Genomic DNA, 23,662 nt, shown 5'->3' with positions numbered 1-23,662 from the left:
AAAGGGACCACGGAAACCATGCACTCCGACATCCACCTCCGGCTCCACCACCTCGACGCGGCCGAACTCCACCGGGCGGCCGCCGACTCCCTCCCCCACACGCCGGTCCGCTCCCAACTGGGCTGGGCACTGGTCACGTTGGGTCTCCGGCTCGTCGTTCCCGCCGGGCCCACCACCGCCCGGCGGATCATGCCGGCCGTATGAGCACCCTGGGGGGACGTGCTCCACTGGCCACCGTCCTGGCCGCCAACGCCATCTCCGTCACCGGCAATTCGCTCACCCTCATCGCCGTCCCGTGGTTCGCGCTCGACACCACGGGCAGCCCCGGAAAGGCGGGGCTCGTCGCGTTCTGCGCGGCCCTGCCCGTCGTCGTCTCCGCGATCGTCGGCGGACCGGTCGTCGACCGGATCGGGCGCCGCCGGATCAGCGTCGCCTCCGACCTCGTCTGCGCATCCGCGCTGGCCGCGATCCCGCTCCTCCACCGCGCCGGTGTGCTCCAGTTCTGGATGCTGTGCGCGCTGATGGCCGTGACCGGCCTCTTCCACGCCCCGGGCGAGACCGCCCGCTCCGTGCTCGTCCCCGACCTCGCCGACCACGCCGGGACCCCGCTCTCGCGTGCCGCGAGCCTCTTCGACGCCGTCTCGCGCGGCGCCCGGATGGCGGGGGCCGCCCTCGCCGGCGTGCTCGTCGCGGTCCTCGGCGCCGACACCGTCCCCTTCCTCGACGCCGCCACCTTCGGGCTCTCCGCCCTGCTGATCCTCACCGGCCTCCGGGGCCTGCCGGCCGCCGCGCCACTGCCGGACCCGGCCCCCTTCTCCCTGCCGCGCTACCGCGCCGACCTGCGCGAGGGGTACACGTTCGTCCTCAGGTCCCGGCTCATCCTCGGCATCGTCCTGATGGTGATGGTCACCAACGGACTCAGCCAGGGCTGGATCTCGGTGCTGCTCCCCGTCCACGCCCGGGAGAACCTCGGCGGCCCCGCCGCCCTCGGCCTGCTCGTCTCCGTCTTCGGCGGCTGCGCGCTGCTCGGAGCGCTCACGTACGGGGCGGTCGGCCACCGCTTCCCGCGCCGGGCGGTCCTCGTCGGCGGCTTCCTGCTCTGCGGCGCGCCGCCGTACACCGTGGCCGCTCTCACCGACACCACGCTGCCGCTGGTCGTCACCATGGCGGCGGGCGGGTTCGGGGCCGGGGTGCTCAACCCGATCCTGACGACGGTGCTGTACGAGGTGATCCCGGACGGGCTCCGCAGCCGGGTCGCCGGCGTGACCACGGCGGGGGTGCTCCTGGCGACCCCGCTCGGGGGCCTCGCCGCCGGGCAGCTCGTCGAGCGGACCGGTCTGGTGCCGGCGCTGCTCACGCTCGGCGGGGTCTACCTCCTGGCCACGCTCGCCCCGGTGGTCTTCCCGTCCTGGCGAACGATGGAGGCACCGGCGAAGGACGGACGGGTCAGCAGCTCGGAACCTTCGCTTCCTGGCCCTGCTCCAGCGCCCGGAGCGATGCCACGGCGTCGGTGAGCGTCGAGACGGGGATCAGCCGCATCCCCTTCGGCAGCTCGGCCTGGGCGTCGGAGCACTCCGCCGCGGGGACGAGGAAGACGCTCGCCCCGTCCCGCGCGGCGGCCTGGGTCTTCAGCGACACCCCGCCGACGGCGCCGACCGTGCCGTCGGGCTCGATCGTGCCCGTACCGGCGACGGTCCTGCCGCCGGTGAGGTCGCCGTCGGCGCCGTCGCCGTCGAGCTTGTCGACGATCCCGAGCGAGAAGAGGAATCCGGCGCTCGGCCCGCCGATGTCGGCGAGGTGGAGCGTGACCTTCACGTCCTTCGGGTCGAGCTTCAGATAGCCGAGGGCGGCCAGGGTGGCGGCGTCCTGCGACTCCTTCATCTCTCCCAGGTTGTGCTCCTCCACCTCGGCGTCCGACTTCCCCGGCGGGTAGACGGAGTCGCGCGGCAGCACGGCCTGGTCGGTACGGAACCAGGCGTCGGCGACGTCGGCGAAGTCGTTGTCGACGCTCGGCCCGGTGGCCACGATCGTGGTCATCAGCAGCTCGCCCTCGGTGTCCCGGACGGGCGCCCCGCTGATCGTGATCACCTGACGCCCGTCGACCGACCCGAGCACGTCGGCGGTCGTTCCGGGCGAGGCGATGGCGTACGGCAGCGGCGCGAGCCCGACGGCGGCGAGGAGCGCGGCGACGGGCAGGGCACAGAGGGCGAGCGCACGGGTACGCGTGAGACTGGTGAGCACGCCCCCAATCTACTGGGCGCCCGCCGGCACCCGGCGGGCGAAGAACCCCCGCACCTCGTGACGCACGGCACGCACGGCCTCCCGCGCCCCGATCGCGCCGACGAGCCGGACGCGGTCGGCGGCGGTGACCAGACCGGCGGCCTGGAGCTGGGGCACGAGGGCCGCGTAGTCGGTGAACACCCCGTGCGCCGCGTCGTCGAGCTGCCGCCGGCGGACCCGCGCCCCGGACCGGGCGAGCACCGCGCCCCAGGAGCGGTCGAGCCGGGCGTCGCGGAAACCGTCGGTGCCCAGCAGGAGCAGCGGCCGGCCGACGCCGTACCGGGCCACGGGGAGGAGCGTGCCGTCCACCTGGTCCAGGTATCCCTCCAGGTTCACGGCGGCGGCGAGCCGCCGGTCGTCGTACAGGGCCTGCGCGGCGGCGGTGCCGCCCGCGGAGTGCCCGTAGATCCCGACCCGCCCGAGGTCGAGCGCGCGGCCGAGGGGCCCTTCCAGCGTTTCGAGCCGGTCGAGGACGAACCGGAGGTCCGCGAGCCGGGTGTCGATCATCGTGCGGAACTGTCCGGCGGTGGGCGGTCCGAGGAAGACCGTCCGGCGCACGCGGTCCCGCCCCGGCCGCGGGCCGGGGAACTCCACCTGGCCGGCGTCGCCGGGGTGGTCGACGGTGACGACCACCCAGCCGTGACTGGCCAGCTCCTCCGCGAGCGAGGTGCCCATGGAGCGGGCCTCGCCGCCACCCGGGGTGTACAGCAGCACGGGCCATCGGCCGGGCAGGACGGGGGCGCCGGCGTGGGAGTGCGCCCGGGTGGCCGCCCAGTCCACGCCCGACGCGGGCAGCCCGTGGACGGCGTGGGCGAGGAAGGTGAAGAGTTCGGCCTCGCCCGCGGTCAGCTGCGGCGCGCGCGGACATCCGCGGACGGTACGGGCGGGGTGGAGGACGGTGACCATGACCTCCCGCACACCGATCGCGGGATCCCAGGGGTCGTTGCGGGACGGGTCGACGAGAGGGAGGGTCGTGGCGCCGATCCGGTACGGGCCGGTGGGCGCGGGCAGCCGAAGGGCGAGCCCGGAGGCGGCGGAGACGGTGGGGTCGGCGGACGCGGCGGAGGCGGCGGACGCGGAGGCGCGGGCGGTGCCCGGCGCGAGCGCGAGCGCGGCGGCGAGGAGGCCCGCTCGGGTGACGGTCCGTCGGGTCGGAGAGGTCGCTCGGGAAGGTGTCATGCGGAAAGGCTGGCGCGGGGAGGGGGCTGCGGACGAAGGTTGAGGCTGTGGTCGAAAGGCTTGCGGGGAGAGCGGAACGAGGCGGCGGCGTTGACACGGATCCGGTTCACGGCGGAGGACTTCGCCCGGGTGCGGTTCGCCGCCCGTCCGGCCCCGCTGCCGGAGCTGAACGCGGCCTTCATGATGCTGTTCGCCGGCGGCGGCGAGCTGCTCCACGGCCGCTGGCGACGGCGGGTGCTGCGGTCCCTGCCGGACGCTGTGGCACCGCTCGCGGACCTCGTCCCCGGCGGCGATCCCCCGCGCTTCCTCGACGTGCTCGGCGAGACTCCTGCCGAGGGCCTGGACCTGGTGGAGGCGGCCCCGGCGGAGCTGGTGCGGTCGGAGCTGGAGCGGATCTACGCCGGTCGTCCGTCCCCGCACTGGATCCGCGAGCTCCACGCGGGCGAGAAGGGCGCCGGGCGCGTTCTGCGCCGGGCCCAGCAGGCGGCGTACGAGACGATCGTGGCACCGGTGTGGCCACTGGTGCAGGACCTGCACCGGGCGGAGTTCACCCGGCACGCGCTGACGGTCGCCGAACACGGGATCGGCGCGGCCCTGGAGGCCCTGGTCCCCGGCACCCGGCTGCGGGACGGCGTCTGGGAGTGGCCGACGGCGCCCGCGTCACCGGGCGGGCGGGAGATCCGGCTCTCCGGGCGCGGTCTCGTCCTTCTGCCGACCTTCCACTGGACCGGCCGGCCGCTCGTCCAGGACCGGCCGGACCGGCCGGTGGTCGTGGCGTACGCGGCGGGTCCGGGCCTGCCGCTCACCCCGGACCTCGCACCGGGCACGGAGGAGTCCCTGGCGACCGTCCTGGGCCGCACCCGCCTCGAACTCCTCCGTGCCCTGACCGCCCCGCACACGACGACATCCCTGGCCCGTCGTCTGGGCGTGAGCAACGCGACGGCCTCGGCCCACGCCTCGGCGCTGCGCGGGGCGGGCCTGATCACGACGGCACGGGCGGGCAGAGCGGTGGCACACCGCAGAACGGCGCTGGGCGACCTGCTGCTGGCTCCGGTGGCGGGCGCACGGCTCCAGGCGCGTCCCGAGTCGGACGCGCCGTGACTCCACACGCCCCGCCTCGGACGCGCCATGACTCCGGCACGGCCCGCCTCGGACACGGCCCGCCTCGGACGCGTCCTAGCGCAGCGCGTCCGCGACCTCCCGGGCCGCGTCGACCACCCTGGGGCCCACCCGTTCCGGGACCGCGTCCGCCAGCATCACGACGCCCACGCTGCCCTCGATGCCCGTGATGCCGACCAGCGGGGCCGCGGCGCCGCTCGCGCCCGCCTCCAGCTCGCCGTGGGTCAGTGTGAACCCCGGCTCGATCAGGCTGCCCTGCCGGGCCGCGAGGATGGCGCGGCCCGCCGCGCCCCGGTCCAGCGGGTGCCGGAAACCGGCCCGGTAGGCCACGTGGTAGTCGGTCCAGGTCGGTTCGACGACGGCGACCGCCAGCGCCTCCGCCCCGTCCACGAGGGTGAGATGGGCCGTCGCGCCTATGTCCTCGGCGAGGGAACGCAGCGCGGGCAGCGCCGCCTCCCGTACGAGCGGATGGACCTGACGGCCGAGGCGGAGCACACCGAGGCCCACCCGGGCGCGACCGCCCAGGTCGCGGCGTACGAGCGCGTGCTGTTCGAGTGTGGCGAGCAGACGGTAGACGACGGTCCTGTTGACCCCGAGTCGGTTGGACAACTCGGTGACGGTCAGGCCGTGGTCGGTGTCGGCGAGCAGTTTGAGGACCCTGAGGCCCCGGTCGAGCGTCTGGGAGGTTTCCGCGGTCACGACGCCCTCTCCTTCGGAGTGAGTGACGGCGGACCTTCAAACGAGAGCAGCGGCGCCGGTCCCGCGGCGACGCACGTCAGAGGCCGCCGGCAGGCCATGCGCACCGGCTGCGCTCCGCGGCGGCGCTGCCACGGGGCGTTTACATTGCGGGGACATTAGCGAGCCACTCCGCTCAGCGGAAGACCTCGTCCAGAATCCGGGCGCGAGCGGCTGGATACCGCCGGTCGGCGCACGGCGGTGCGCGGCCCCGTCCGCTCAGCGGTGCACGACCGTCCTGAGCGACGCGGGACCGTCCGCTCAGCGGCACACGGCCCCGTCCGGAAACCGCGCGCACGGCCCGCCGAGCGGCACACGCCTGCCCGTCCGCTCAGCGGCACTCGGCTACCCGTCCGCTCAGCCTCGTACGGGACCGGTCGGCTCCGGGTTCAGCGCATCCGGGTGGCCCACTCCTGGACCTTCTTGATCCGCTCGCGGATCTGCCCGGCGGTCGCCTCGGCGCTCGGCGGCCCACCGCACACCCGCCGCAGCTCGGTGTGGATCACGCCGTGGGGCTTGCCGCTCTGGTGAACGTACGCACCGACCATCGTGTTGAGCTGTTTCCTCAGCTCAAGAAGCTCCTTGTGCGATACGACGGGCCGCCGCTCGGCCGGAAGCTCCAGCAGATCCGCCTCGGTGTCCGGCTTCTTGCGGCTGTGCGCGATCTGCCGGGCCTGCCGCTTCTGGAGGAGCAGCTGCACCTGGTCGGGTTCGAGGAGCCCGGGGATGCCGAGGTAGTCCTGCTCCTCCTCGCTGCCCGGGTGGGCCTGCATGCCGAACTCGGCGCCGTCGTAGAGCACGCGGTCGAAGACGGCGTCGGACTCCAGCGCCTCGAAGGGCAGCATGTCCTGCTCGCCGGTGTCCTCGTCCTGCTGCTTCTCGGCCTCCGCCATCTCCTTCTCGGACTCGGCGTACGGGTCCTCCTCGCCGTCCTTCTTCGGCTTGTCGAGCACGTGGTCGCGCTCGACCTCCATCTCGTTGGCGAAGCCGAGGAGGTTGGGGATGGTGGGAAGGAACACGGATGCCGTCTCGCCGCGCCTGCGGGAACGTACGAAACGTCCGACGGCCTGGGCGAAGAAGAGCGGGGTCGAGATGGTCGTCGCGTACACGCCCACGGCGAGGCGGGGGACGTCGACGCCCTCGGACACCATGCGGACGGCGACCATCCAGCGTTCGTTGTTCTCGCTGAACTCGTCGATCCGCTTGGAGGCGGCGGCCTCGTCGGAGAGGACGACGGTGGCCTTCGTACCGGTGATCTCGCGGATGAGCTTGGCGTAGGCGCGGGCGGAGTCCTGGTCGGAGGCGATGACGAGGCCGCCGGCGTCGGGGATGCCCTTGCGGACCTCGGTGAGGCGCTGGTCGGCGGCGCGCAGGACGTTCGGCATCCAGTCGCCGCGCGGGTCGAGCGCGGTGCGCCAGGCCTGGGAGATGGCGTCCTTGGTCATGGGCTCGCCGAGGCGGGCGGCGATCTCGTCGCCGGCCTTGGTGCGCCAGCGCATGTTGCCGCTGTAGGAGAGGAAGATCACGGGCCGGACGACACCGTCGCCCAGGGCGTTGCCGTAGCCGTAGGTGTAGTCGGCGGACGACCGCCGGATGCCGTCGTTCCCCTCCTCGTACGTGACGAAGGGGATGGGGTTGGTGTCGGACCGGAAGGGCGTACCGGTCAGCGCGAGGCGGCGGGTCGCCGGGTCGAACGCCTCCAGGCAGGCCTCACCCCAGGACTTGGAGTCACCGGCGTGGTGGATCTCGTCGAGGATGACGAGGGTCTTGCGCTGCTCGCAGCGGTTGCGGTGGAGCATGGGGCGCACGCCGACACCCGCGTAGGTGATCGCGACGCCGTGGTACTCCTTGCTGAGCGGCCCGGCGCTGTAGTCGGGGTCGAGCTTGATCCCTATCCGCGCGGCGGCGGCCGCCCACTGCTTCTTCAGGTGCTCGGTGGGGGCGACGACGGTGACCTGTTGCACGACGTGGTGGTGCAGCAGCCAGGACGCGAGGGTCAGCGCGAAGGTGGTCTTTCCGGCGCCGGGCGTCGCGACCGCGAGGAAGTCGCGGGGCTGCTCCTGGATGTACTTCTCCATGGCGCCCTGCTGCCAGGCTCGCAGCTTGTTGGCGGTGCCCCAGGGGGCCCGCCCGGGGAAGGCGGGAGAGAGGTGATGGGAGGAGGTGGCGGTGGTAGTCACGGTCTCCGGTTCGACGCTCGTCCAGATATGACAACCGGGCCACCCTACCGGCGGCCCGGCCGGATCCTCGTACGAACGCCCCGGGGTCGGCGAGGGTGCGACTCAGCTCACGTCGGGGAGCAGCAGCTCGCGCAGCGCTGCGGAGATCGCCTCCACGTCGCTCACCTCACCCGCCGTCACGGCGTTGACCAGGTGCGCCGCCGCGTCGGCATCGGGGCGCAGTTCCACTCCGTTGAGGCTCAGGAACGTGACGCAGGCCAGCCAGGCGGTGCGCTTGTTCCCGTCGACGAACGGCCTGGTGAAGGCCAGCGACTGGAGGAGAGCGGCGGCCTTGTCGGCGGTGCCGGGGTAGTAGGTGTCGCCGCCGGAGGCCGCGCGGTGGGCGGCTGTCGCGACGAGACCCGGATCCCGCACGAACGGCTTGCGCCCGCAGGCTTCCTCGGCGATGCCGAGGAGGTCCTCGCCGGAGAGGTAGAGGTGGGTCACGGAAGGCGCCCCAGGAGCCCGCTCCACTTGACCGCCTGTTCGCGGGACGTCTGCCGCACCCTGGCCTCGTGTCCGGTGCGTGCCAGGTAGTCGTCCACGGCGCGCAGGACCAGCGCGTGCATGCTGATGCCCTCTTCCTGGGCGCGCCGCTCGAGGTCTTCTCGTTGGTCCTCACGAAGGCGCAGGTTCATGGCCATACCGGGATGGTACGGATCAGAGGTCAGAGGGGTACTACTTCCGGACACTCAGCCGCGTGGCGACCCACGCCCCCGCCAGCGCCACCCCCGCCATCGGGAGGAACACGGCCGCGAACGCCACGGGGTGGCCGGCTCCGCCCGTGGCGGTGGCCGCGTGTCCGACCGCTCCCCCGCCCAGCGCCGCGAACGCCGCGCCGCCCACGGCGAGCAGCAGCACGTTCGACAGGCCGTCCGAGATCTGCAGCGCCGCCGAGTTCGCGCCCGCCTCCTCCGGTGCGGAGAGCTTCAGGAGCAGCACGCTCGTCGAGGCGATCACCATGCCCATGCCCAGGCAGCCGTAGCCCCACGCGACCGCCACCACCCAGACCGGGACCGTCTCGATCAGGACGGTCGGGGCCGCGCCGATCGCGGCCGCGACGAGCAGCATCCCGATCACGACGAGCCGTTCGCGGTACGGCTCCGTCCACGGCCGTGACTGGATCCACGACCCGAGCGCCCAGGTCGCCCCGCCGACCGCGAGCGACAGGCCCGCGAGCGTGGGGCTCATGCCCCGCTGCGTGACGAGCATGAGCGGTACGAAGGACTCCGCGGCGATGAAGGAGCCCGCCGCGACGCCCCGCAGCAGCACCACCGACGGCAGTCCCCGCGCGGCCCGGTAGGTCCCGCGCGGCAGCAGCCCGAGCACGGCCGGCACGAGCAGCGCCGTGCCGGCCGCCGCCGGGAGGAGCGAGAGCCAGCGCAGCTCCTGACCGGCGTACTGGAGCAGCCCCGCGCCGGCCGAGATGCCGAGCGCAAGGCGGATCCGCCGCCGGTCGTACGGCGGGAGGGGCGCGGCCGGGTCGGCGGGGCCGGAGGCGGTGCGGCGGATGGCCGGCAGGGCGAGGGCGAGGGCGGGGAGGACGAGAACGGGGATCCCGACGAAGACCCAGCGCCAGCCCAGGTGCTCGGTGATCGTCCCGGAGGCGAGCGGCCCGACGACGGACGGGATGACCCAGCTCGCCGCGAAGGCGGCCATGATCGCGGGCCGTAGCTGTTCGGAGTAGGCGCGGCTGACGATGACGTACAGCGCGACGATCACCAGCCCGCCGCCGAGCCCCTGGACGGCCCGTCCGACGATGAAGAGCCACATCGTGCCGGCGGTCCCGGAGAGCAGCAGCCCGGCGGCGAAGGCGCTGATGCCGACGGTGAGCGGGGCGAGGGGCCCGCTGCGGTCGGACCACTGCCCGGAGAGGACCATGGCGAAGAGACTGGTGGTGAAGTACGCGGAGAAGGCGAAGGCGTAGAGCGGGATGCCGTTCAGCTCGCGTGCCGCGACCGGCATGGCCGTCCCGACGGCGGTCGCCTCGAAGGCGATGAGGAGTACGACGGAGACGATGCCGATGCTGAGCGCCCGGTGCTCGCGGTCGAGCACGGAACCGCCGTCCGGGGAGGGGACGGCGGCGGGGATGTCCGGCGCGACGCCGGAGTCGGCGTCGCGGGGTTCGAGGGCGCTCATGGAGCCAGCGTAAGGGGCATAGCACTGAATGGACCCTGTCCGGAGGAGGGTCCGGGCTGGTCCCTTGGTCGTAGGACCGGCCCCGGCGACCGGACGCCGGACCACCGACCGTGAACGCGGCATGGCAGTCGTGTTGCGGCCCCCGCGAATCCCTTGAGCCGGCCCCGACCCCGCCCTAGGTTCGAACTCGTCACCGACACGGCCGTGTGCCCGAGTGGTTCAGGGGCTCGCCTGCAAAGCGAGTTACGCGGGTTCAATTCCCGCCACGGCCTCCACCGGCGCCACCCCGCCGAGCACCGCCCAGCTGCGGTGCTCGGCGGGTTCGGTCGCCGCGTCATGACCACTGCGCGGTGACCGCGTACGTGGAGATGCACTGCCACGGGCCGCCGGCCTCCACATGATCTTCACAAGTCGCCCCGGGTGTGCCAGAGTCCGCTCATGACCGACATAGGCGTGAGACGCAGACTGGGCGCGCTCGTGGGGGCCGCCGTATCCGGCGCGGTGCTGCCGGGGATCACCTTCGAAGGGGACACCGCGGACGCGGTGCTGGGCACGCTGCTGGCCGGGCTGGTGATCGCCGTCCTGACGCAGCTGATCCACATCGGACCGTCCGAGCCCGTCCCCGCGGTGCCCCTGCTGGCCTTCGCGGCGGCCGGCTTCGTCCAGGACGCCCTGATCTGGTGGCTGCTGTCCTGGCTGGGCGACGAGATCGGCCTGATGCACGTGAGCGGCTTCGGCACGATCCTCCTGGCCGCCCTGATCACCCGCACGTCGATCCTCGCCCTCTCCCTCCTCGGCGCCCGGCGCACCACGGAGGACCCGGTCGCGGACTGACCGCGCGCCGAGGCCGGGGCCTCCTACGCCGTCACCGCGCCCACCGCCGCCTGCGGGCGGATCGGGAGGCGGTTGACCGGGCGGCCCGTCGCCGCGCGGACCGCCGAGGCCACCGCCGCCGGGGAGGTGACCACCGGGACCGCGCTCGCCGCCTTCGCCCCGAAGGGGGCCACCACGTCGCGCTCCTCGACGAGCTTCACGATGCGGATGTCCGGGGCGTCCAGGGCCGTCGGGAGCGCGTAGCCCGTCAGGTCCGGGTGCCTCAGCAGGCCGCGGGCCGTGCGGAGGTTCTCCGTGAGGGCCGCGCCGACGCCCTGGGTGACACCGGCCTCGATACGCGTGGCCAGCTGCGCCGGGTTGAGGACGCGGCCGACGTCCTGGGCGACGGCCATCTCCACCACACGGACCGCGCCCAGCTCGATGTCGACGTCCACCACCGCGCGGATCGCGCAGAAGGCGAGGCCCACGAAGGCGTCGCCCTGACCCGACTCGTCCAGGGGCTCGGTCGGGTGCGGGCGGCACTGAGCGGTCGCCCAGAGCTCCTTGCCGTCCATCGCCTCCGTGACCGTGGTCGACAGGACGCCGTCGTACGACGTGATCTTGCCGTCGGTGATCTGGAGCAGCTCCGTCGACATGCCGAACTTGTGCGCCAGGGGCTGCAGCAGCTGCGTACGGACCATCTTCGCCGCGCGCTCCACCGCCCCGCCCGACACCCACGTGTGCCGGCCGTGCGTCGCCGGACCGGCCGGCGGCTGGTCGGTGTCGACCGAGGCGACGTGGACCTCCTCCAGGCCCAGCGTCTCCTGGACGATCTGGCGGGCCAGCGTCGAGAAGCCCGAACCGGTGTCCACGGCCGCGCAGATGACCGTGGCCACGCCGTCCTGGACCTTCACCGTCGCCGTCGAGACCTCGTCCGCGCCCTCCGCGCCGAGCATGTGCACCATGCCGAGCGCATAGCCGACGCCCCGGCGCACCGCGCCCGGTTCGCCCGCGCCCTCGGGCCCGCCCGGCAGCAGCCAGTCCTCCTCCGGGGTGTCCATCGGCAGGGACGGCAGGGGGAAGTCACGGACGGCGGCCAGCAGTTCCGCCACCGGCGCGGGGCACGTCACCGTCTGGCCGGTCGGGAGGATGTCCCCGGTGGCCAGGACGTTGCGCAGCCGTACGTCGACCGGGTCCACGCCCAGCTTCGCCGCCAGCTTGTCCATCTGCGCCTCGTACGCCGCGCAGACCTGCATCGCGCCCTCGCCCCGCACATGGCCGGACGGCGGGTTGTTCGTACGGACGGCCCAGCCCTCGATGAAGGCGTGCGGGACGACGTACGGACCGCAGGCGAAGGAGACGGCGGCGGCGAGGGACTCCGAGGACGCGTCCGCGTAGGCACCGGCGTCCAGCAGGATCTGCGCCTCCACCTTCACCAGCCGGCCCTCGGCGTCCGCGTGGTGGCGGTAGCGGAGCAGCGTCGGGTGCCGGTGGGCGTGGCCGAGGAAGGACTCCTCGCGCGTGGCGGTCAGCTTGACCGGGCAGCCGGTACGGAGCGCGAGCAGGCCGAGCGGGATCTGGAAGCCCGGGTCGTCACGGTCGCCCGTCGCGCCCGGAACGCCCGTCACGACGACCTTGACCTGGTCCGGCGTGAGGCCGAAGCAGGCGGCCGCCAGGTCGCGGTCGGTGTGCGGGTCGGTGGAGGCGGTGTAGATCTCGACCCCGCCGTCGGGGCGCGGGACGGCGAGTCCGGCCTCCGCTCCGATGGGGGCCGGGTCCTGGCGTCCGATCCGGTACAGGCCCTCGACCACGACCTCGCCCGTCGCCTCGGCGTCGCCGAACCGCAGCGGGATGTGGCGGATCAGGTTGCCGTCCGGGTGCAGCGCGTCCGCGGCGAAGGCCTTCTCCGGGTCGGTGACCGGCTCCAGGACCTCGTACTCGACGGCGATCGCCGCCGCCGCGAGCCGGGCGGTGTCCGGGTGGTCCGCGGCCACGGCCGCGATCGCCTCGCCGTGGTGGCGGACCAGCTCGGCCGCGAAGACCGGACGGTCGGCCACGGTCCGGCCGTACGTCGCGGCCCCGGGCAGATCGGCGTGGGTCACCACGGCCCGCACGCCGGGCATGTCGGCCGCCGCCGTCGTGTCGATCGACACGATCCGGGCGTGGGGGTGCGGCGAGCGCAGGATCGCCGCCCACAGCAGACCTTCGGCCCACAGGTCGGAGGCGTAGGGGAAGGTGCCCTCGGTCTTGGCTCGGGAGTCGGCCGACGCGAGGGAGGTTCCCAGGCCGTGCGCCACGGGCTCCTGCTCGACGTCGAGCGCCGCCGCGGGCGTGGTGGCGGTGGTCGCGTCGCTGGTCACGCCGTGCCTCCGTCGTGCGGGTGGGGAATCTGGTGCGGGATGCGTGCTTCGTCGGCCGACGCGGCCGCCTGCGCGTCGCGCTCGGCCACGACCTCCCGTACGGCGTCGAGCACGCCCCGGTAGCCCGAGCAGCGGCAGAGGTTGCCGCAGAGCGCCTGGCGGGTCTCCAGCTCGGTCGGAGCGTGGTTCCCCTCCAGCAGGTCGTGCACGGTCATGGCCATGCCCGGTACGCAGAAGCCGCACTGGACGGCCCCGCAGCGGGCGAGGGCGCGCTGGACGTCGGACGGTTCGCCGTCGGTCGCCAGGCCCTCGACCGTACGCACCTCACTGCCGGCGGCCGTCGCGGCGGGCACCAGGCAGGAGGCGACGAGCCGGCCGTCGACCTGGACGTTGCACGCGCCGCACTCGCCCTGCGAGCAGCCGTCCTTGGCACCGGCCAGGCCGAGCCGCTCGCGCAGGACGTAGAGCAGGGACTCGCCGATCCAGGACTCCGTCACGGGGCGGTCGGCGCCGTTCACCCGCAGGACGTACGAGATGTGCGGGTGCTCGTCGCTGTCCGCGCTCGTGCCGGTCGATACGGCAGGGACCTCGGCGACCTCGTCGGCAGGAGGGGCGTCCGGGACCTGGAGCGACTCGTGGGTCTCCAGAGCATCGGGGGCCCCGGGGGCGTCAAGCGCCTCAGAGGCCTCCAGGCCGCCCGTGAGCGCCTCCGGATCGCCGGAGGCGGTGTGCCCGGCCTCGTCGGCCTCCACCGGCTCCACAGCCGGTTCCTGGACCGCCCACGGCGCCGGCGCGCCGCCCGGCAGGGTCGCCGGGGCGCTGCTCGCGTACTGCGCCAGCATCGACGTCGTGTACTCGCCGGACTCGTCCGAGGTGTCCGAACCGTCCGTCACCACCGGGATCTTCCACTGACCGGTCGACGACGGGTCGGGCGCCTGCGCCGCGTCGAAGGACCACTGGCCGGTCGCGTGCGGATCGGACTCCGCGCGCTCCGCGAAGCTCCACTGCCCCGTCGCGTGCGGGTCCGGGTCCACGGACTGCTCCGGCACGTCCGGAGCCGTCGTCTCCGCGGCCGTCGGGACCTGCACCACCCACTGACCCGTCGCCGCCGGATCCGTCCCCGCGGCCGGGGCGAGCGGCGTCAGGGGCATGATCATCGGCGGTACGTAGCCGTGGCCCGGCGCCTCCAGCGGGACGCCGTCGAGCATGAACTCGGGGGGCAGCTGCACGAACGCCGTGGCGTCGTTGTCGTACCCCTCGCTCTGCGGGATCGGCTCCCAGCCGCCCCCGCTCGCGTTCCCGTTCGGTTCGTCGCTCACGACAGCGCCCTCCCCAGTGCCCGTCGAGCCAGCGCGGCGACCGTGCGCCGCAGGTGCAGTACGGCCGGCGGCAGCTGCTCGTCGCCCGGCGGATCCGGGATGCACGCGGCCGCCACGTACTCGCCGAACGCCGTCAGCGCCTCCGGGGCGAGGCCCCGGTCGCCGTCCCAGTCGACCAGCGAGGCGATCCAGTGCTCCGCCTCCAGCGGCCGCAGCGGCATCGGTGCGATCGCGCCGACCGCGCAGCGCACCCCGCGCCGCGCCGGGTCGAGGACGACCGCGACCGAGGCGGTGGCGCGCGCCGGGCCGGTGCGGCCCGTCGCCTTGAGGAAGACCTGCGGGGCGTGCAGGAGGGGTACGCGGACGAACGCGACCAGCTCGCCGGGGGCCAGCAGGTCGCGGCCCGCCAGCAGATGGGAGACGGGGATCTCGCGCGTGCCGAGCGGGCCCATGACGACGAGGTCGGCCTCCAGGGCCGCCAGGACGGGCAGGGAGTCACCCGTGGGCGCCGCGGTGACCACGTTGCCGCCGAGGGTGCCCGCGTTACGGATCTGGGGCGGCCCGGCGGCGCGCGCGGCGGCGGCCAGGGCGGGGATGAGGGCCGCGAAGTCGGGGCGGCCCATCCGGGCGTGGGTGAGACCGGCGCCGAGGAGCGCGTGGCCGTCCTGGTACTGCCAGCCGCGGATCTCGTTGATCCGGCCGAGGCCGACCAGGCCGGCGGGCCTGAGCTGTCCCTTGTTGACGGCGGCCATCAGGTCCGTGCCGCCCGCGACCGGTACGGCGGCGGGCATGGCGGTGAGTGCCGCCACGGCCTCGTCGAGCGAGGCGGGCAGCGTCACGGACTGCGCCGTCTGTGGTGCGTGCGTGGTCAACCCGCTGCCCCTTCCCGGTGTCCCCGGTGGTCCCCGACTCGTCCCCGGCTGTCACGCCTGTGTGGCCGTACCGTACGTGCTCACAGCCCGGACGTGGCAACTCTGGCACATCTTCCGAGCCGTCCGACGCGAGGGTCCGCGAAGGACGGTTCCGTCCGGGAAGCCGTACCGGCGACGGTAACTTCCGTTTTGCCGCTCTTGGGTGACGTGGGGACGCGACCTGCCTCACACGTTCGGGGGCGCTCCCTCCAGGGGCCGTCCGAGCACCCCCGGGCGCCGCTGCCAGGGGAGCGGGCCGGAGGGCGGCCGGTAGCCGACGCCGAGGGCGTCCAGGCGCCGGTAGTGGGCGGTCATCCGGTGTTCGAAGCCTGCGAAGTCCCGCTGCTCCGGCGCGGGCAGGGCGGACCAGGCGACCTCGGCGAAGGCGGCGAGCCGCGGGAAGACCTGGTAGTCGACGCGGGAGCGGTTCTCCATGACCTCGGTCCAGACGTTGGCCTGGGCGCCCAGGACGTGGGCGGCGGCCTCGGGGCTCAGGCCGGGGGGCAGGGGCTCGAAGCGGTAGACGTCCTCCAGGGTCCGTACGTACCCGATGGGCATCGGTTCGTCCTCACCCGGCGCCTGACGGTGGTCCAGGTACACGTACTGCTCGGGGCACATGACGACGTCGTGTCCGGCCTCGGCGGCGGTGACCCCTCCCCCGTACCCCCGCCACGACGACACGGCCGCCCCGGGCGCGAGGCCCAATGTCGTCGTCTCGCCTCCGGGCGCTCGTACCCGGTGCCGACCCTCCTCGTCGCACGGTCGGTCGTGCCTCCCTCCCTCCTCCTCGTCGGTCTCGACACCGGCGCGCCCTTCGGCTCGGCTCCCGCCCTCCAGAATCTCGTCCCAGCCGATCAGGCGGCGGCCCCGGTCGGCGAGCCAGCGGTCGAAGTGGCGGACGAACCAGGACTGCAGCTCGTCCTCGTCGGCGAGCCCCAGCTCCTCGATGCGGGCCCGGGCCGTCGGGGACGCCTTCCACTGGTCCTTCGGGCATTCGTCGCCGCCGATGTGCACGAAGGTCGACGGGAAGAGCTCCAGGACCTCCTCGAAGACGCCCTCGTAGAAGCGGAGGGTCGCCTCGGTGGGCGCGAGGACGTTCGGGTTGACGCCCCAGGTGTCCCAGACGGTGAGCGCGGCCGTGTCGACGACGTCGGTGTTGCCCAGCTCCGGGTAGGCGGCGATGGCGGCCTGCGAGTGGCCCGGGACGTCGATCTCCGGGACCACGGTGATGTGCCGCTCGGCGGCGTACGCGACGATCTCGCGGATGTCGTCCTGGGTGTAGAACCCGCCGTGCGGCGTCTCGTCCCACAGCGGCGAGGCCCGGTGCCCCCACTTCGTACGGGCGCGCCAGGCACCGACCTCGGTGAGCCTCGGGTGGCGCCTGATCTCGACGCGCCAGCCCTGGTCGTCGGTGAGGTGCAGGTGGAGGACGTTGAGCTTGTGCGCGGCCATCAGGTCCAGCTGGCGCAGGACGTCGCCCTTGGGCATGAAGTGCCGGGCGACGTCGAGCATGAGCCCGCGCCAGGCGAAGCGGGGGGCGTCCTCGATGCCCAGGACGGGCAGGCCCGGGGTGACCTCGCGGTTCACGGGTGCCGTGCGGAACGCCTCGGGCCCGAGGAGCTGCCGGAGCGTCTGGGCGCCCCAGAAGACCCCGGCCGGGCCGCCGCCCGTGATCTCGACGGCCTGGTCCACGAGGACGTGGAGCCGGTACGCCTCGGGGGCGAGCGTGTCGTCGATGCGCAGCCGGATGCCGTGGGGCGCGTTCTCCCCGGCCGCTGCGGGCAGCGGGAGCGCGAAGGCGGCGCCGAGCGTGGTGCGCAGCCAGCGCTCGGCGGTCTCGGTTCCGGGGGCCGCGTCGAGGGTGGTCCGCCGGTCCAGGACGAGTCCGCGGCGGTGCGGTCCCTCGACGCTCAGCGGCGCGGGGATCAGATCGTGTGCGGTGGTCGGGTCGGTCATCGTGTCAGTCCTTCACCGCCCCGCCGAGGCCGGAGACCAGGCGGCGCTGTACGAGTACGAAGAAGACGAGCACCGGAATCGTCATCACGGTCGACCCCGCCATGATGCCGCCCCAGTCGTTCTCGTCCGGCTTGAAGAAGACCAGCAGCGCCATCGGGAGGGTCGACTGCGAGGTGTCGCTGATGAGGAACGACTTCGCGAACAGGAAGTCGTTCCAGGTCGAGATGAACGAGAAGACGCTCGTCGCCACGAGCCCCGGGAAGACCAGCGGGAAGAGGATCTGCCACAGGAACCGCGTACGGCTCGCGCCGTCGAGCGCCGCCTGCTCCTCCAGCGCCTCGGGAACGGCCTTCACGAAACCGCGCAGCATCCAGATCGCGAACGGGAGCGAGAAGGCGATGTGCGGCAGGACCAGCGATCCCAGCGTGTTGAGCTGGCCGAGGTCCCGCATCAGGAAGAAGAGCGGGATCGTCAGCGCCTCGATCGGCACCATCTGTGCCACCAGGAACATGACGAGCAGCGTCGTCCGGAAACGGAAGCGGAAGCGGGTCACCGCCGTCGCCGCGAGGAAGGCGATCAGCGCGGAGGCGACGACGACCGCGCAGGCGACGATCAGCGAGTTGAGGAAGTACCGGCCGAAATCCTGCTGTTCGAAGACGCGCCGGAAGGAGTCGAGGGACGGGGACAGGGTCCACGGCCGCGGATGCGCCGACTGGACCTCGCCGGCCGGCTTGAAGGCCGAGAGGACCATCCAGTACACGGGAAAGGCGACCACGGCCGCGACGAGGAGGGCGGCGGCCTCCGCCGCGAGCCGCCCGGGGCGGCGGATGCGTAGGAAGGTCACAGTTCCTCTCCCTGACGGCGGAGCAGACGGAGATGGACCAGCGTCACCGCCAGCAGGATCAGCAGCATGACGACGCCGATCGCCGAACCCAGGCTGTACTGGGAGGAGGCGAAGGCCTTCTGGTACGCGTACACGTTGAGGACGAGGTTCTGGCCGGCGATCCCGCCGCCGCCCGTCATCACGTAGATCTGGGTGAAGAGCTTGAAGTCCCAGATGACCGACTGGATCGTGACGACGACCAGGATCGGCCGGAGCATCGGCGCCATGACCGAGCGCCAGATCCGCCACTGCGAGGCGCCGTCGAGCGCCGCGGCCTCCAGGACCTCCGACGGGATGGCCTTGACGCCCGCGTAGACGGTGACCATCACGAACGGGAACGAGCACCAGACGACCTCGAAGAGGACCAGGGCGAAGGCGCTGTAGCGGCCGTACGTCCACGAGAAGTCGCCGAGCCCGAGCAGCCGGTTGACCGGTCCGAAGTCGGGGTCGAAGAGGAAGACCCAGACCGTGGAGCCGGTGACCGCCGGGGTGGCCCAGGCGGCGAGCGCGGCGAGCATGAGCGCGAGCCGGGGCACGGCCCGTACACGGGTCAGGAGCACCGCGAGCGCGCAGCCCACGGCGAGCGTGGCGACGACGCAGGCGGCGGCGAACAGGACCGTGGCGAGGAGGACCTGCCAGAACTGCGGGTCGGAGAAGAGCGCGGCGTAGTTGCCGAAGCCCCGGAAGGAGGTGGGCTCGCCACCGCTGACCTGGGCCTGGGTGTACTCCAGGAAGGAGATGAGCCCGAGTTGGTAGATCGGGTAGACGAGGAGCCCGCCGAGGACGACGAGCGCGGGGAGCAGATAGAGCCAGGGCGTCCAGCCGCCCCGCCCCGGGGGGCGGCTGGGCGGGCGGGCGGCGGGCGCCGTCTCCACCGCCGTGGCCTTCGTGGTGGTCAGGGTCATGCCGGTCAGCCCGCGGCCGCGAACGCCGCGTCCATCTTCGTCGCCGCGGCCTCCGAGGCCGCGTTCACGTCCTTACGGCCGCTGACGATCTCCTGGAACATCGTCGGCAGCACCAGCGAGGCGTCGATCTGGCCCCAGCCGGGGGACGCGGGGACGAACCTGGTGCCGGCGCCGAGCGTGTCGATGAACGGCTTCACGAAGGGCTCCTTCTGCGCCGCCTGCGTCCGTACGTCGGTGAAGGTCGGCAGGAACCCCATGGCGTCGAAGAGCTTGCCCTGCGTCTCCTTGCCGGCCAGGGACTTCATCAGGTCGACGGCGAGGGTGCGGTGGGAACTGCTCTTCATCACCCCGATGTTGTTGCCGCCCGCGAACGCCGGGGCGATCGAGCCGGGCGTCAGGCCGGGCAGCGGCACGACGGCGTACCTGCCCTTCGCCTCGCCCGCGTCGACCGCCGCGCGGACGAAGTCGCCGCCGATCACCATCGCTGCCTTGCCGGAGGCGAAGGCGGTGACGGTCGCGTTGCCGCCCATCTGGGCGCACTTGGCGGCCGGGCAGTTGTCGTCGCCGAAGAGCGAGGTGTACGAGGTGATGCCCTTGCGGGCGGCCTCGGAGTCGACGGCGCCGCGGTACACACCGCCCTCCTGTGTGGCGAGTTCACCGCCGTTGGCCCAGAGGAACGGCATCGCGCCGTAGGTGTTGGCACCGCCGACGGCCATCCCGTACAGCTCGGGCCGGGCCTTGCGGATCTTCCTGGCGGTGGAGATCAGCTCGTCCTGGGTCTTGGGCGGGGTGAGGCCGAGGTCCTTGAAGACGTCGGTGCGGTAGTACAGCGCGCGGACGCCGACGAACAGGGGTGCGCCGTAGATCTTCCCGCCCACGGTGACGGAGGACCTGGCCGTGGGGTCGGTGTCCTTGGCCTCGGACCAGGCGCCGAACTCGGCGCTGACGTCGGCGAGTCCGCCGTCCTTCACGTAGCCGGCGGTGTCGGTGTTGCCGTACTCGATGACGTCGGGGGCGGACTTCGGGTCGTTGAAGGCGGCCTTGACTCGCTGGGCGCGGGTCTCGACGGGGATGTACTCGACCTCGACCCGCGCCCCCGCGTTCCGCTTCTCGAACGCGGCGATCGCGGCGTCGACGACCTGCTTCTTCGGCGTGTTGTCGACCTCCTGGAAGAGCCAGACGCGCAGGGTGCCGGTCTTCTCGTCCGCCGCGGCGCCGCCGTCGGAGGTCTGCGGGGCGCAGGCGGTGGCGGTGAGGCCGGCCAGCAGGAGTGCGGTGACGGTGGCGGCGATGGGGGTCCCCCCTGCTCGAGCGAAGCCGAGAGCTCGGGGGAGGGCAGGAAGCTTCATGACGGGTCCCCTCCGATGGTGTTGCAACATACGCAACGAGCGTTTCGTGCTGCACAACACGCGAGAGGTTAGGGGTGGACCCACGCCCGGACAAGTGGTCTCAACCACTCTGTGACCGGCCGAAGCACCCCGTGCAACGCACCACCAGAGGACCCCCGAACGCGGACGGCCCCCGGCACACGCACCGAAGTGCGCGCGCCGGGGGCCGTCCCGACCGCCAGGACCGTCCTACTTCTTGTCCTTGCCGCCCTTGTCCTTGTCTCCGCCGCCGGAGCCCATGGACTCGTAGATCTCCTTGCACATGGGACAGACGGGGTACTTCTTGGGGTCACGCCCCGGCACCCAGACCTTGCCGCACAGTGCCACCACGGGAGTGCCGTCGAGGGCGCTCGCCATGATCTTGTCCTTCTGGACGTAATGGGCGTAGCGCTCGTGGTCACCGTCACCGTGGGACACCTGCGGCGTCGGCTCGACGAGGGTTCCCGTACCTGCCCCGCGCTCGGGCTCGAGAGTGCTCATGGGACCCAAGGGTACTGGGGACCGGCCGGGTCAGTTGAGCGACGGGTCGTCCGGGTACGTCGCCACCATCGCGAGGTCGCTGCGCTGGCGGCGGAGGACCTCGCGCCAGAGGGTCTCGGGGCGCGGGGAGGAGACGTCGCCCGGTTCGGACTCGACCACGTACCAGGCTCCGTCGCCCAGTTCCGTCTCCAGCTGACCCGGGCCCCAGCCCGCGTAGCCGGCGAAGATCCGGAGGGAGCCGAGCGCGGGTCCGAGCAGCTCGGGAGGGGTCTCCAGGTCGACCAGGCCGATCGCGCCGAAGACCCGGCGCCAGCCGAGGGGGCCCTCGTCGCCGGGGATGACCGCGAGGCCGAGGGCCGCGTCCAGGGAGACCGGCCCGCCCTGGAAGACCACGTCCGGCTCGCCGGCCAGGTCGGCCCAGGGCGCGAGGATGTCGCCGACCGCGACCGGGGTCGGCCGGTTGAGGACCACGCCGAGGGAGCCCTCGTCGTCGTGGTCGAGGAGGAGCACCACCGCGCGGTCGAAGTTGGGGTCGGCCAGGGCGGGGGTGGCGACGAGCAGCCGTCCTGTGAGCGAGGACACCTCGGTCATGCGACACATGATCCCGCATCTTCGCCCTGCGCGGGGGTCGACCGGCAGAGTACGGACAGACCGGCGACCCGTGCAGTTCAGAGGGGCCGCGCCGGGCGTCCGGGGCGAAAAACGGACGGTGACACTCCGCAAGATCGTGTGAACAGAGGGTGTTGTGCCGAATTCATTACATCTGTGAGGCGCCCCGAGGCTTCCAAGCGGGGGGCCTATGCCCCTTACCCTTTTCCCTGGCCCCCTGCCCGACCTCTCCGGAACGCGAGATTCATGACCGGCACAGACGATGTACTGCTTGTCCACGGCGGAACCCCGCTGGAGGGCGAGATCCGCGTCCGCGGCGCGAAGAACCTCGTGCCCAAGGCGATGGTCGCCGCCCTGCTCGGCAGCGGGCCGAGCCGGCTGCGCAATGTGCCCGACATCCGTGACGTCCGCGTGGTCCGCGGACTCCTCCAGCTGCACGGGGTGACGGTCCGCCCCGGCGAGGAGCCGGGCGAGCTGGTCCTCGACCCGACGCACGTCGAGTCCGCCAACGTGGCTGACATCGATGCCCACGCCGGTTCGTCGCGCATCCCGATCCTCTTCTGCGGCCCGCTGCTGCACCGCCTCGGCCACGCCTTCATCCCGGGCCTGGGCGGCTGCGACATCGGCGGCCGGCCGATCGACTTCCACTTCGACGTGCTGCGCCAGTTCGGCGCCACGATCGAGAAGCGCGCCGACGGCCAGTACCTGGAGGCCCCGCAGCGGCTGCGCGGCACCAAGATCCGGCTGCCGTACCCCTCGGTCGGCTCGACCGAGCAGGTGCTGCTGACCGCCGTCCTGGCGGAGGGCGTCACCGAGCTCTCCAACGCGGCCGTGGAGCCCGAGATCGAGGACCTGATCTGCGTCCTGCAGAAGATGGGCGCGATCATCTCCATGGACACGGACCGGACGATCCGGATCACCGGTGTCGACAAGCTCGACGGCTACACGCACCGCGCGCTCCCGGACCGTCTCGAGGCCGCGTCCTGGGCGTCGGCGGCGCTGGCGACCGAGGGCAACATCTACGTCCGCGGCGCGCAGCAGCGGTCGATGATGACCTTCCTCAACACGTACCGGAAGGTGGGTGGCGCCTTCGAGATCGACGACGAGGGCATCCGCTTCTGGCACCCGGGCGGTTCGCTCAACGCGATCGCCCTGGAGACGGACGTGCACCCCGGTTTCCAGACCGACTGGCAGCAGCCGCTGGTGGTGGCGCTGACGCAGGCCGCGGGGCTCTCCATCGTCCACGAGACGGTGTACGAGTCGCGGCTCGGCTTCACCTCGGCGCTGAACCAGATGGGTGCGCACATCCAGCTGTACCGGGAGTGCCTGGGCGGCTCGGACTGCCGCTTCGGCCAGCGGAACTTCCTCCACTCGGCGGTCGTGTCGGGCCCGACGAAGCTCCAGGGCGCCGATCTGGTCATCCCGGACCTCCGGGGCGGCTTCTCGTACCTGATCGCGGCGCTGGCGGCCCAGGGCACGTCCCGGGTCCACGGCATCGACCTGATCAACCGCGGCTACGAGAACTTCATGGAGAAGCTCGTCGAGCTGGGCGCGAAGGTCGAGCTGCCGGGCAGCGCGCTCGTCTGACGCGCACCCGGGCACCGCACCGCGCGACGAGGCCCCCGCACCCCTGTCCTGGGTGCGGGGGCCTCGTCGGCTGCCGGGCAGCGCGGGCTGCGGGCTGCGGGCTGCGGGCGGGCGCGGCCTTCGGGCGGGCGCGGGCTGCGGCGGCGCGGGCGTGCGCACCCGTGTGAGGCGCTCAGACGGGCGCACAAGAGGGCGGCCACCCTGAACAGGGTGGCCGCCCTCTCTGTTGCCTAGAAGCCCGCCTGGGCGCCTTCGGCGGTGTGCCTGCAGGCTTACTTGCCCTTGGCGGCTTCCTTGAGCTTCGAGCCCGCGGAGACCTTCACGCTGTAGCCGGCCGGGATGTTGATCGGGTCGCCGGTCTGCGGGTTACGAGCGGTGCGAGCGGCACGGTGGGTGCGCTCGAAGGTCAGGAAGCCGGGGATGGTGACCTTCTCGTCGCCCTTGGCGACGACCTCGCCGACGGTCTCGGCGAGAGCGGCCAGCACGGCGTCGGCGTCCTTGCGGGTCACCTCGGCGCGGTCGGCCAGGGCGGCCACCAGCTCACTGCGGTTCATGTTGTTACTCCCGTGTTCTTCTTGCCTGTGAGGCGTGCCATGCGGCGGAGCCGCATGTATGGGCACAGCGAAGCCGATGCTGCCAGGGCCCTCGGACAGTCCCCGGACCCGGGTCTGGTGACAGACCCTCGCGCCCGAATAGGCATCCTGCCCCCACCAGCGGCGGGAACGCCAATCCGGCACCCTCTGGGGTCACACGAAAAGCGCCACGGGCTCTGGCGTGGTG

At 72.9% G+C, this 23,662-nt stretch carries 22 protein-coding genes and 1 tRNA gene; 6 read left to right on the top strand and 17 right to left on the bottom strand.

Going from position 1 to position 23,662, the window contains the following annotated elements; translation table 11 throughout:
• The first annotated feature begins 18 nt into the window (after positions 1 to 18).
• Positions 19 to 204, top strand: coding sequence for a hypothetical protein (locus ACFVGW_RS11270; protein WP_385851774.1), 186 nt, complete (start codon positions 19 to 21; stop codon positions 202 to 204).
• Positions 201 to 1,514 (top strand): MFS transporter, encoded by a 1,314-nt coding sequence (locus ACFVGW_RS11265; protein WP_385851773.1) that lies wholly within the window; start codon positions 201 to 203, stop codon positions 1,512 to 1,514. Before ACFVGW_RS11270 ends, ACFVGW_RS11265 begins: the two co-directional genes overlap by 4 nt.
• Here ACFVGW_RS11265 and ACFVGW_RS11260 read toward each other — a convergent pair.
• Both ACFVGW_RS11260 and ACFVGW_RS11255 read right to left on the bottom strand, forming a co-directional pair.
• Positions 1,447 to 2,241, bottom strand: coding sequence for a S16 family serine protease (locus ACFVGW_RS11260; protein ID WP_385851772.1), 795 nt, complete (start codon positions 2,239 to 2,241; stop codon positions 1,447 to 1,449). The genes ACFVGW_RS11265 and ACFVGW_RS11260 overlap by 68 nt on opposite strands.
• Before the next feature lie 9 nt (positions 2,242 to 2,250).
• Positions 2,251 to 3,459 (bottom strand): alpha/beta hydrolase family protein, encoded by a 1,209-nt coding sequence (locus ACFVGW_RS11255; protein ID WP_385851771.1) that lies wholly within the window; start codon positions 3,457 to 3,459, stop codon positions 2,251 to 2,253.
• 90 nt (positions 3,460 to 3,549) lie between these two features.
• On the opposite strand from ACFVGW_RS11255, the gene ACFVGW_RS11250 reads away from it, so the two are divergent.
• Entirely contained in the window at positions 3,550 to 4,560 is a 1,011-nt protein-coding gene (locus ACFVGW_RS11250) for an ArsR/SmtB family transcription factor (RefSeq protein ID WP_385851770.1), read from the top strand.
• Positions 4,561 to 4,635: 75 nt separating this feature from the next.
• On the opposite strand, the gene ACFVGW_RS11245 is transcribed toward ACFVGW_RS11250, so the two are convergent.
• From ACFVGW_RS11245 to ACFVGW_RS11225, 5 genes are all read right to left on the bottom strand, one after another.
• Positions 4,636 to 5,277, bottom strand: coding sequence for an IclR family transcriptional regulator (locus tag ACFVGW_RS11245; RefSeq protein ID WP_260229619.1), 642 nt, complete (start codon positions 5,275 to 5,277; stop codon positions 4,636 to 4,638).
• Positions 5,278 to 5,702: 425 nt separating this feature from the next.
• Complete coding sequence (locus ACFVGW_RS11240; RefSeq protein WP_352187429.1) at positions 5,703 to 7,493, bottom strand: DEAD/DEAH box helicase; 1,791 nt, start codon at positions 7,491 to 7,493, stop codon at positions 5,703 to 5,705.
• A gap of 102 nt (positions 7,494 to 7,595) precedes the next feature.
• Positions 7,596 to 7,979 (bottom strand): type II toxin-antitoxin system death-on-curing family toxin, encoded by a 384-nt coding sequence (locus ACFVGW_RS11235; protein ID WP_385851769.1) that lies wholly within the window; start codon positions 7,977 to 7,979, stop codon positions 7,596 to 7,598.
• Positions 7,976 to 8,176, bottom strand: coding sequence for a CopG family transcriptional regulator (locus ACFVGW_RS11230; RefSeq protein WP_385851768.1), 201 nt, complete (start codon positions 8,174 to 8,176; stop codon positions 7,976 to 7,978). The genes ACFVGW_RS11235 and ACFVGW_RS11230 overlap by 4 nt, the downstream gene beginning before the upstream one ends.
• A gap of 34 nt (positions 8,177 to 8,210) precedes the next feature.
• Positions 8,211 to 9,671: an MFS transporter gene (locus ACFVGW_RS11225; protein WP_385851767.1), complete on the bottom strand. Its 1,461-nt coding sequence runs from the start codon at positions 9,669 to 9,671 to the stop codon at positions 8,211 to 8,213.
• A 200-nt stretch (positions 9,672 to 9,871) separates the two neighbouring features.
• Here ACFVGW_RS11225 and ACFVGW_RS11220 point away from each other — a divergent pair.
• Positions 9,872 to 9,946 (top strand) — tRNA-Cys (locus ACFVGW_RS11220).
• A 163-nt stretch (positions 9,947 to 10,109) separates the two neighbouring features.
• The gene (locus ACFVGW_RS11215; protein ID WP_385851766.1) at positions 10,110 to 10,505 is read left to right on the top strand and encodes a hypothetical protein; all 396 of its coding nucleotides are present in this window, start codon (positions 10,110 to 10,112) and stop codon (positions 10,503 to 10,505) included.
• A 23-nt stretch (positions 10,506 to 10,528) separates the two neighbouring features.
• On the opposite strand, the gene ACFVGW_RS11210 is transcribed toward ACFVGW_RS11215, so the two are convergent.
• The 9 genes from ACFVGW_RS11210 to ACFVGW_RS11170 form a co-directional block, all read right to left on the bottom strand.
• Positions 10,529 to 12,844 (bottom strand): xanthine dehydrogenase family protein molybdopterin-binding subunit, encoded by a 2,316-nt coding sequence (locus ACFVGW_RS11210; RefSeq protein WP_385851765.1) that lies wholly within the window; start codon positions 12,842 to 12,844, stop codon positions 10,529 to 10,531.
• Entirely contained in the window at positions 12,841 to 14,163 is a 1,323-nt protein-coding gene (locus ACFVGW_RS11205) for a 2Fe-2S iron-sulfur cluster-binding protein (RefSeq protein ID WP_385851764.1), read from the bottom strand. Before ACFVGW_RS11205 ends, ACFVGW_RS11210 begins: the two co-directional genes overlap by 4 nt.
• Positions 14,160 to 15,035, bottom strand: coding sequence for an FAD binding domain-containing protein (locus tag ACFVGW_RS11200; protein ID WP_352187423.1), 876 nt, complete (start codon positions 15,033 to 15,035; stop codon positions 14,160 to 14,162). Before ACFVGW_RS11200 ends, ACFVGW_RS11205 begins: the two co-directional genes overlap by 4 nt.
• Before the next feature lie 225 nt (positions 15,036 to 15,260).
• Positions 15,261 to 17,030, bottom strand: coding sequence for a beta-N-acetylhexosaminidase (locus ACFVGW_RS11195; protein ID WP_385851763.1), 1,770 nt, complete (start codon positions 17,028 to 17,030; stop codon positions 15,261 to 15,263).
• Between the two features lie 4 nt (positions 17,031 to 17,034).
• On the bottom strand, positions 17,035 to 17,874 hold the full coding sequence (locus ACFVGW_RS11190) for a carbohydrate ABC transporter permease (RefSeq protein WP_383227954.1): 840 nt from the start codon (positions 17,872 to 17,874) through the stop codon (positions 17,035 to 17,037).
• Positions 17,871 to 18,818 (bottom strand): carbohydrate ABC transporter permease, encoded by a 948-nt coding sequence (locus ACFVGW_RS11185; RefSeq protein ID WP_385851762.1) that lies wholly within the window; start codon positions 18,816 to 18,818, stop codon positions 17,871 to 17,873. Before ACFVGW_RS11185 ends, ACFVGW_RS11190 begins: the two co-directional genes overlap by 4 nt.
• A gap of 5 nt (positions 18,819 to 18,823) precedes the next feature.
• Positions 18,824 to 20,167, bottom strand: a complete 1,344-nt coding sequence (locus ACFVGW_RS11180) for an extracellular solute-binding protein (protein WP_385851761.1) — start codon at positions 20,165 to 20,167, stop codon at positions 18,824 to 18,826.
• A 228-nt stretch (positions 20,168 to 20,395) separates the two neighbouring features.
• Positions 20,396 to 20,686 carry a DUF3039 domain-containing protein gene (locus tag ACFVGW_RS11175; protein ID WP_260229605.1) on the bottom strand — a complete coding sequence of 97 codons (291 nt, stop codon included), beginning with the start codon at positions 20,684 to 20,686 and terminating at the stop codon, positions 20,396 to 20,398.
• 30 nt (positions 20,687 to 20,716) lie between these two features.
• Positions 20,717 to 21,277: a YqgE/AlgH family protein gene (locus ACFVGW_RS11170; RefSeq protein ID WP_352187418.1), complete on the bottom strand. Its 561-nt coding sequence runs from the start codon at positions 21,275 to 21,277 to the stop codon at positions 20,717 to 20,719.
• A 264-nt stretch (positions 21,278 to 21,541) separates the two neighbouring features.
• On the opposite strand from ACFVGW_RS11170, the gene murA reads away from it, so the two are divergent.
• Entirely contained in the window at positions 21,542 to 22,882 is a 1,341-nt protein-coding gene (gene murA, locus ACFVGW_RS11165) for a UDP-N-acetylglucosamine 1-carboxyvinyltransferase (RefSeq protein ID WP_352187417.1), read from the top strand.
• 272 nt (positions 22,883 to 23,154) lie between these two features.
• On the opposite strand, the gene ACFVGW_RS11160 is transcribed toward murA, so the two are convergent.
• Entirely contained in the window at positions 23,155 to 23,436 is a 282-nt protein-coding gene (locus ACFVGW_RS11160) for an HU family DNA-binding protein (protein WP_017237029.1), read from the bottom strand.
• Between the last annotated feature and the right edge of the window lie 226 nt (positions 23,437 to 23,662).

The organism is Streptomyces sp. NPDC127129, from assembly GCF_042671585.1.
GTDB lineage: Bacteria > Actinomycetota > Actinomycetes > Streptomycetales > Streptomycetaceae > Streptomyces.
Note: the sequence above shows the minus strand (reverse complement) of the source record. Positions and strands in the feature narration are given on the sequence as shown.

Bases quoted from the DNA above. Each gene is read 5' to 3' on its own strand.
- ACFVGW_RS11255 (WP_385851771.1), bottom strand. From the start codon at position 3,459: ATGACACCTTCCCGAGCGACCTCTCCGACCCGACGGACCGTCACCCGA.
- ACFVGW_RS11195 (WP_385851763.1), bottom strand. From the start codon at position 17,030: ATGACCGACCCGACCACCGCACACGATCTGATCCCCGCGCCGCTGAGC.
- ACFVGW_RS11175 (WP_260229605.1), bottom strand. From the start codon at position 20,686: ATGAGCACTCTCGAGCCCGAGCGCGGGGCAGGTACGGGAACCCTCGTC.
- ACFVGW_RS11180 (WP_385851761.1), bottom strand. From the start codon at position 20,167: ATGAAGCTTCCTGCCCTCCCCCGAGCTCTCGGCTTCGCTCGAGCAGGG.
- ACFVGW_RS11265 (WP_385851773.1), top strand. From the start codon at position 201: ATGAGCACCCTGGGGGGACGTGCTCCACTGGCCACCGTCCTGGCCGCC.
- ACFVGW_RS11215 (WP_385851766.1), top strand. From the start codon at position 10,110: ATGACCGACATAGGCGTGAGACGCAGACTGGGCGCGCTCGTGGGGGCC.
- ACFVGW_RS11230 (WP_385851768.1), bottom strand. From the start codon at position 8,176: ATGGCCATGAACCTGCGCCTTCGTGAGGACCAACGAGAAGACCTCGAG.
- ACFVGW_RS11270 (WP_385851774.1), top strand. From the start codon at position 19: ATGCACTCCGACATCCACCTCCGGCTCCACCACCTCGACGCGGCCGAA.
- murA (WP_352187417.1), top strand. From the start codon at position 21,542: ATGACCGGCACAGACGATGTACTGCTTGTCCACGGCGGAACCCCGCTG.
- ACFVGW_RS11225 (WP_385851767.1), bottom strand. From the start codon at position 9,671: ATGAGCGCCCTCGAACCCCGCGACGCCGACTCCGGCGTCGCGCCGGAC.
- ACFVGW_RS11170 (WP_352187418.1), bottom strand. From the start codon at position 21,277: ATGACCGAGGTGTCCTCGCTCACAGGACGGCTGCTCGTCGCCACCCCC.
- ACFVGW_RS11160 (WP_017237029.1), bottom strand. From the start codon at position 23,436: ATGAACCGCAGTGAGCTGGTGGCCGCCCTGGCCGACCGCGCCGAGGTG.
- ACFVGW_RS11185 (WP_385851762.1), bottom strand. From the start codon at position 18,818: ATGACCCTGACCACCACGAAGGCCACGGCGGTGGAGACGGCGCCCGCC.